This is a genomic window from Embleya sp. NPDC059213 (genome assembly GCF_042754445.1).
In the GTDB taxonomy this organism is placed as follows: Bacteria; Actinomycetota; Actinomycetes; order Streptomycetales; family Streptomycetaceae; genus Embleya.
On sequence record NZ_JBHZAV010000005.1, the window covers coordinates 140,334 to 148,098 of the forward strand.

6 protein-coding genes are annotated in these 7,765 nt (G+C 66.9%); 3 read left to right on the top strand and 3 right to left on the bottom strand.

Annotated features, from left to right (window positions below; translation table 11 throughout):
• Positions 1–43 precede the first annotated feature (43 nt).
• The 3 genes from ACFXMF_RS04005 to ACFXMF_RS04015 form a co-directional block, all read right to left on the bottom strand.
• The gene (locus ACFXMF_RS04005; protein ID WP_360314581.1) at positions 44–865 is read right to left on the bottom strand and encodes a hypothetical protein; all 822 of its coding nucleotides are present in this window, start codon (positions 863–865) and stop codon (positions 44–46) included.
• Between the two features lie 4 nt (positions 866–869).
• Positions 870–1,193: a hypothetical protein gene (locus tag ACFXMF_RS04010; RefSeq protein WP_360314583.1), complete on the bottom strand. Its 324-nt coding sequence runs from the start codon at positions 1,191–1,193 to the stop codon at positions 870–872.
• Positions 1,194–1,465: 272 nt separating this feature from the next.
• Complete coding sequence (locus tag ACFXMF_RS04015; protein ID WP_360314585.1) at positions 1,466–2,173, bottom strand: hypothetical protein; 708 nt, start codon at positions 2,171–2,173, stop codon at positions 1,466–1,468.
• A gap of 304 nt (positions 2,174–2,477) precedes the next feature.
• Here ACFXMF_RS04015 and typA point away from each other — a divergent pair, with 304 nt between their 5' ends.
• The 3 genes from typA to ACFXMF_RS04030 all read left to right on the top strand — a co-directional run bounded on the left by typA (position 2,478) and on the right by ACFXMF_RS04030 (position 7,608).
• The gene (typA, locus tag ACFXMF_RS04020) at positions 2,478–4,343 is read left to right on the top strand and encodes a translational GTPase TypA (protein ID WP_360314587.1); all 1,866 of its coding nucleotides are present in this window, start codon (positions 2,478–2,480) and stop codon (positions 4,341–4,343) included.
• Positions 4,344–4,668: 325 nt separating this feature from the next.
• Positions 4,669–5,712: an ABC transporter permease gene (locus ACFXMF_RS04025; RefSeq protein WP_360314589.1), complete on the top strand. Its 1,044-nt coding sequence runs from the start codon at positions 4,669–4,671 to the stop codon at positions 5,710–5,712.
• A 132-nt stretch (positions 5,713–5,844) separates the two neighbouring features.
• Positions 5,845–7,608, top strand: a complete 1,764-nt coding sequence (locus ACFXMF_RS04030) for an ABC transporter substrate-binding protein (RefSeq protein WP_360314591.1) — start codon at positions 5,845–5,847, stop codon at positions 7,606–7,608.
• Positions 7,609–7,765: the final 157 nt, after the last annotated feature.

Below are 7,765 nucleotides of genomic sequence, written 5' to 3' on the forward strand. Positions count from 1 at the left end.
CTGGGTCGGGCAGGTGCGCCGGCTTCGGGGGGCGAGCCGGTACTCAGAAGAAGCGAGGGTCGTCGAAGGCGCCGCTCGCGACCAGGTACACGTACAGATCGGCCAGCGCGACGCTGAACAGCGAGGCCCAGGCCAGCTCCATGTGCCGACCGTTGAGCCGGCTGACCAGGCCCCAGAAGCGGTAGCGCACCGGGTGCTTGGAGAAGTGCTTGAGCTTGCCGCCGACGATGTGCCGGCACGAGTGGCAGGAGAGCGTGTACGCCCAGATCAGCAGCACGTTCGCGAGCAGCACCAGGGTGCCGAGCCCCATGTGCCCCCAGGCGCCGTGCTCGTCGCGGAACGCGATCAGCACGTCCCAGGACAGGATCACCGCCACCACGCCGGCGAAGTAGAAGAAGTAGCGGTGGATGTTCTGCATGATCAGCGGGAACCGGGTCTCGCCCGAGTAACTGCCGCGCGGCTCGGGGACGGCGCACGCCGACGGCGACGCCCAGAAGCCCCGGTAGTACGCCTTGCGGTAGTAGTAGCAGGTCAGCCGGAAGCCCAGCGGGAAGATCAGGATCAGCAGGGCCGGGGACAGCCCCCACCAGTCGCCGAACAGCGGCGCGTTGGCGCTCATCGGCATGCTGTCGCAACGGGACGCCAGACACGGCGAGTAGAACGGCGACACGTACGGCTCGGCGAAGTAGTCGTCGTTCGCGAACGCGCGCCAGGTCGAGTAGACGATGAACGCGGACAGGATGCCCACCGTCACCGCCGGCGAGAGCCACCAGCGGTCGGTGCGCAGATGTCGGGCCCGGATGTGGGCCCGGCCGGGTGCGTTGGTGCCGGTACCGCCGGTTGGTCCCGTCGTCCCTGTGGCCAAGACGTCACCTTCCTGTCCGGCGGGGCGGGCGCATGCCGCCCACACCTTCGTCGTCCGCGTCCGCGAAGAGGATCGGGTCGTAAGGCAGGTCGGACATCACTTCGACCGGCGTCGGGACGGGAGCGACGGCCGGTTCGCTCTCGGCGACCGTCTCGGCCAGGAAGCCGAGGCTGGTTCGTGCCCGTTCCACGTCGTCGCTGAGTCTGCGGACGCCGTACGTGTCGCCGAGCGTGCGGCGCAGAGTGCGCACCGCGCGTGCCAGATTGTCGAGCCTGCGCCTGGCTTCGGCCAGGTCCTCGTGCGCCCGAGTCGTCAAGATCGCGCTCACCTCCTGTTTTTCCGGCGCCACGTCGTCGGGGGCCGGGGGATGGGGTGGTGTTGCGGACTTGCCATTGATTCCCGAGGTGGGAACTTCGGCAGTCTGGCGCGAACGATCAATCGAAGGAAAGTGTTTCGCGGATCTGATGGGTCACAGATCGGGAAAACATGATCAACGAAACAAAGATCACCGGAATTCGATCTTCGAGAAGCAAGATCGAATTCCGGTGATCAGGGCGAACGGCGTTCGAGGTGTTCGACCGCGCTCGGGAAATTCGAGGTTTAACGATCTTCGGGGCGCAATGTGGCGGCCGGGCTGGATTCCACCCGGGCGCGGGTCGCGCCGATGCGCGGACGGCCCGGAAGGACTCCCTCTGCTTCGACGAGCGCCGCGCGCGCGGCGGTGATGTCGCCCTCGGCGCAGACACACAGGGCGAAAGTGCACAACGCGTCGGCGTACCCGGCGCGGGACGACCGCTTTTCGGTTTCGACCAGGCGTTTGGCGGCCCGTACCGCCTTCGCCGCGTTTCCGTGCAACACCATCAGCAGCGGTTCGTCGTCCTCGGCCTCGAAGCGGATGGTCGCGCCCGAGGGGTGCGTGTAGGAATCACCGGGTTTGCGCAGTGCCTCCTCGGCGGCGGCCAGATTGTCCGCGAGCGGCACCGTGCCCATGATCAGCGCCTGCACCATGACCTCGCCGAACAGCGCGCGGCCGGTGTCCCAGGCCGGATGGCTGGGGCCGATCCGGTCCAGATAGGCCCGGGCGACCGCCGCGGCGGCCGCGTCGTCGGCGTGCGCCTCCAGGGCCTGGACTCGCGCGAAAGTGCGATAGGGCTCACTTTCGGGCCCCTCCGGGATGAGATCGGCCAATTGTTCGACCATCGCGACATCCCCGTCGCGATACGCCTCGGTGGCCCGCTCGTAGAGCAGCCGGGCCCGCCCCGCCGGGGTGCCCTGGTCGGACGGTGGGGGCGTCGCGTCGGCCCCCATATCGGAAGGAACGGGCCCAAAGGTCCCGTCCGGCCGGTCGGCGGCCCGCCTGGACCACCGCTTGCGGATGCGCTCGTTGAAGGACTCGCCAGACTCGCTCACACCTACGGATTGTGCCCTGTGGACCCCTCGAACGGCGGCCGACGGGCGCCGGGACCGAGCGGGGGACGCTCCTCCCCGTACGATTGACCTTGGCGCCGAGGAGGCAGGCCGGTTCGCGCGATGCCCATCGTGCGGCTCGAGGAGGCCCGCGGTCGCCGGCCCGTCCGTAGCATCCCCGACTGAAGCCGAGAGACACGCAGCCGTGCCCACGCGCCATGACATCCGCAACGTCGCCATCGTCGCCCACGTCGACCACGGCAAGACCACCCTCGTCGACGCCATGCTGAAGCAGGCGGGCACGTTCAGTGCCCACCACCAGATGGACGATCGGGTGATGGACTCCAACGACTTGGAGCGCGAGAAGGGCATCACCATTCTCGCGAAGAACACCGCCGTCGCCTATCACCCCAAGGACGGTGGCCCCACGGTCACCATCAACATCATCGACACGCCCGGCCACGCCGACTTCGGTGGAGAGGTGGAGCGCGGACTGTCGATGGTGGACGGTGTCGTGCTGCTCGTCGACGCTTCGGAAGGCCCGCTTCCGCAGACTCGCTTCGTGCTCCGCAAGGCGCTCTCCGCGAAGATGCCGGTCATTTTGTGCATCAACAAGGTCGACCGTCCCGACTCGCGCATCTCCGAGGTCGTCGACGAGACCTACGAGCTGTTCATGGACCTGGACGCGACCGAGGAGCAGATCGAGTTCCCGATCGTCTACGCGTGCGCGCGGGACGGCGTGGCCACCCTGGTGCGTCCCACCGACGGCACCGTGCCCACCGACAGCGACAGCCTGGAGCCGTTCTTCCAGGCCATCCTGGACGCCATCCCGGCGCCCGAGTACGACGAGGGCGCACCGCTCCAGGCGCACGTGACCAACCTGGACGCGTCCAACTTCCTCGGCCGTATCGCGCTGTGCCGCGTGCACCAGGGCACCATCCGCAAGGGCCAGCAGGCCGCGTGGTGCCGGCACGACGGCACCATCGAGCGGGTCAAGATCACCGAGCTGCTGATGACCGACCAGCTCGAGCGCAAGCCCGCCGAGGAGGCCGGCCCCGGCGACATCATCGCCATCGCCGGCATCCCGGAGATCATGATCGGCGACACCATCGCCGACCCCGAGGACCCGCGCCCGCTGCCGTTGATCACGGTGGACGAGCCCGCGATCTCGATGACCATCGGTACCAACACCTCGCCGCTGGTCGGCAAGGGCGGCAAGGGCCACAAGGTCACCGCACGCCTGGTGAAGGACCGCCTGGAGCGTGAGCTGGTCGGCAACGTGTCGCTGCGCGTGCTGCCCACCGAGCGCCCCGACACCTGGGAGGTCCAGGGCCGCGGCGAGCTGGCGCTGGCGATCCTGGTGGAGACCATGCGCCGGGAGGGCTTCGAGCTCACCGTCGGCAAGCCGCAGGTGGTCACCCGCGAGGTCAACGGCAAGATCCACGAGCCGGTGGAGCGCCTGACCATCGACTCGCCCGAGGAATACCTCGGCGCGATCACCCAGCTCCTGGCGTCCCGCAAGGGCCGCATGGAGACCATGACCAACCACGGCACCGGCTGGATCCGGATGGAGTTCGTGGTGCCCGCGCGCGGTCTGATCGGGTTCCGCACCGAGTTCCTCACGGACACCCGGGGCACCGGCATCGCGCACAGCGTGCACGAGGGCTACGAGCCGTGGTTCGGCGAGATCCGGACCCGCAACAACGGTTCGCTGGTCGCCGACCGCGCGGGTGTCGCGACGCCGTTCGCGATGATGAACCTGCAGGAGCGCGGCCAGATGTTCGTCGAGCCGACCACCGAGGTGTACGAGGGCATGATCGTCGGCGAGAACTCGCGCGCCGACGACATGGACGTCAACATCACCAAGGAGAAGAAGCTCACCAACATGCGCTCGTCGACCTCCGACGAGACCGAGAAGCTGATCCCGCCGCGCAAGCTGTCGCTGGAGCAGGCGCTCGAGTTCTGCCGCGAGGACGAGTGCATCGAGGTGACCCCGGAGACCGTGCGCATCCGCAAGGTCGTTCTCGATCAGAAGGAGCGTGGCCGCTCGGCCTCGCGTGCCAAGCGCTGATCGCTTGACGGTCGCCCTTCGGCGACCCGAACGAGCCGGTGACCTGCGGTCGAACCCGCAGGTCACCGGCTTTTCGTATGCTGAGACCAAGTCGATATCTTTGCCCGGTTATATTCGTTATGTTTCCAATGCGAGTAACATTTTCAAGCATTTATCGGTCGGATTCGAAACTTCGAACAGATCAAAATGGCGAATATCTTTCGCTATCGGGTTCAGTATGACTGTCCTCTTGACGTCCGGGTAATTCGGTTGCGAGAGTCCGTGCGGCCACCAAACCAAACGGAATCCGGTCGCACCCGACCGCGACTCGGGGGTATTTGCAGTCATGACCATGCAACCCCAGCTTGTCCCGGAAGCGGGAGGATCCCCGATTCTGGGAACGCCGGACGCGTCGCTCTCCGAAGCGGGTGTCTCGGCGGCCCCACAAGAGGTGATCGGGCGATCCCCCGGACAACTCGCCTGGCGGCGTTTCCGCAGGGATCGCAGCGGCGTCATATCCGCAGTGATCGTGATTTTCTTTTTCTTGATCGCTTTGGCTGCACCGTTGATCGAGAAGTTGTACGGGAAGGATCCGTACACACGTTATGGGCAGATCAAACCGGGTCTGCTCAACGAGGTCGGCGCCCCGATCGCACCCAACGGCGGCATCTCGGGCGAGCACTGGTTCGGCATCGAACCCGCGGTCGGCCGGGACGTGTTGATGCAGCTCGTGTACGGGATCCGTACCTCGCTGCTGCTCGCCGTCGTGGTGGTGCTGATCGTCACGGTGGTCGGCACCATCCTGGGCATCACCGCCGGATACCTCGGCGGCAAGGTCGACTACGTGATCAGCCGGGTGATCGACACCCTGCTGGCGATGCCTTCGCAGTTGTTCTTCATCGCGTTCACCCCGATCGTGCTCGCGCTGTTCGTCAGCGAGCGCGAGACGACACCCACCGCGCTCCGGGCGACGGCCCTGATCATCGTGCTGTCGTTGTTCGGCTGGACCCGGATCGCCCGCATCCTGCGCGGCCAGGTCCTGTCGATGCGCGAACGCGAGTACATCGAGGCGGCGAAGGTCAGCGGAGCGGGATCCGGGCGGATCATCTTCAAGGAACTCCTGCCCAACCTGTGGACCCCGATCCTGATCGTCGCGACGCTCGACCTGCCGACCTACGTGACGACCGAGGCGGCGCTGTCCTTCCTCGGTGTCGGTATGACCGAACCCACCCCCGACTGGGGTCGGATGATCAACAAGGGTTTCGAGGGCATGCAGAGCGACGTCACCTACCTGGCCTTCCCGGCCATCGCGATGGTGATCTTCGTGCTCGCCTTCAACCTCCTCGGCGACTCGGTGCGCGACGCGCTCGATCCCAAGTCGAACCGATGACCGGCCGAGGTCCGCGCGTGGTCGAACCGCAACCACCCGCGTGACCTCGGAGCTTGCGCAACAGCTCCTGCGTACGTCCCACCCGCCGCGGCACATGGGCCCGGTGAACGGTTTTCTGGATGAGGGGATCACATGACAACGACGGGGAAGCGCCGATTCGTCGCGCTGCTCGCGGTAGGGGCCTTCGCGGCCTCGGCGTCCGCGTGCAGCAGCGGCAGCGAGGACAAGAAGGACAACACGGCGAAACCCTCCGCCAAGACGGCGTCCGTCGTGATCGGCACGGCGGCCGACTCGAAGGGCCCGGCGCCGGAGATACCCGGAGCCAAGAAGGGCGGCGTGGCCGGCGTGCTCAACCGCACCGGCTTCTCGCACCTGGACCCGGGTCGTGCCTACGTCAGCAACCTGATGACCGTCTCCGAGATGGTCACGCGGCGGTTGACGACGTACAAGATCGAGGGCGACAAGACCACCCTCGTCGGTGACCTCGCCACCGACACCGGGACCACCACCGACGGTGGCAAGACCTGGAAGTACACGCTCAAGGACAACCTGAAGTACGAGGACGGCACGCCGATCGTCGCCGCGGACGTCAAGTACGGCGTCGAGCGCATGTTCAACAAGGCGTGGAACGAGGGTCCGGTGTGGATCCAGGGTTGGCTGGCCGGGACGGACAAGTACTGGGAGGTCTACCCCGGGCCGTACGAGGGCGGCGAGCTGGGCAACGACAAGATCGAGGTCCCGGACGCGAAGACGATCATCTTCCACCTCAAGGACGCGCAGTCGGACTTCCCCTTCGCCGCGGCCATGGGCACCACCGCGCCGATGCCCAAGGCGAAGGACACCAAGGAGCAGATCGATACCAAGCCGTTCTCCAGCGGCCCGTACAAGATCAGCACGCACGAGCCGGACAAGCAGCTCGTCCTGGACAAGAACCCCAACTGGGACCCGGCCACCGACGCCGTGCGGCACCAGTACGTGGACCAGTTCAAGTTCGAGATGGGCATCCCCGGCGCGACGCAGTTCCAGCGGCTGACCGCCGCGGCCGGCAGTGACGCCGCCGCGTTCACGCTGAACGAGCGTCCGGACGCCAACTTCGCGCAGCAGATCGCCACCGACCCCGCGCTCAAGAACCGGGTCACCGACGGCGTCGGCCCGTACGCGAACCGGTTCGACATCAACAACGCGCGGATCACCGACGTCAACGTCCGCAAGGCGATGCTGACCGCGTTCCCGCGGCAGTCCGCGCGACTGGCCGAGGGTGGCCCCACCGCGGGCGACTTCTCCACCACCATCGCCTCGCCGACCCAGCTCGGCTACACGCCGTACAAGAGCCTGTTCGACGGTCTCCCGCCGGACGGCGACCAGGCCAAGGCCAAGCAGATGCTGGAGGCCGCGGGCAAGGTCGGCCAGAAGGTCGTGCTGTGCATCAACACGACCAAGGTCCAGCAGGAGCGTGCGCTGCCGATCATGGACCAGCTCGGCAAGGCCGGCTTCCAGATGGAGCGCAAGGAGATCTCCGACAAGGAGTACTACGACGTGATCGGCAAGCTCGACACGCCGTGTGACCTCTACTGGGCCGGGTGGGGCGCGGACTGGCCGACCGGTTCGACCGTCTACACCCCGGTGTACGACAGCCGTCAGGTCAAGGACAACGGCCAGAACTACTCGAAGTACAAGAACCCCGCCGTGGACGCGGAGATCGACCGCATCCTGAAGATCTCGGACACCACCGCGCAGGCGGTCGAGTGGATGAAGCTCGACGAGAAGATCATGCAGGACGTGCCGTCCATCCCCTACATCTACCAGCGTCACCGTCTGGTGTACGGCCCGCAGATCGGCGGCGCCGCGCTCAACACCTACGGCGCGATCAACCTGAACAACATCTTCATCAAGTAGCCGTCCGGCCCCCCGAAGGTCGATCCGCTCGTCCGCCGTCGGTCCCGGGAGTCGCCACGCGACTCCCCGGGACCGCGGGGCGGCCCCCTTGGCCAGACGGGGGCCAACGCGGGGGTAGTGCGGGCCGAGGGGGGGGTAAACGGTGCGGCGGCGGAGA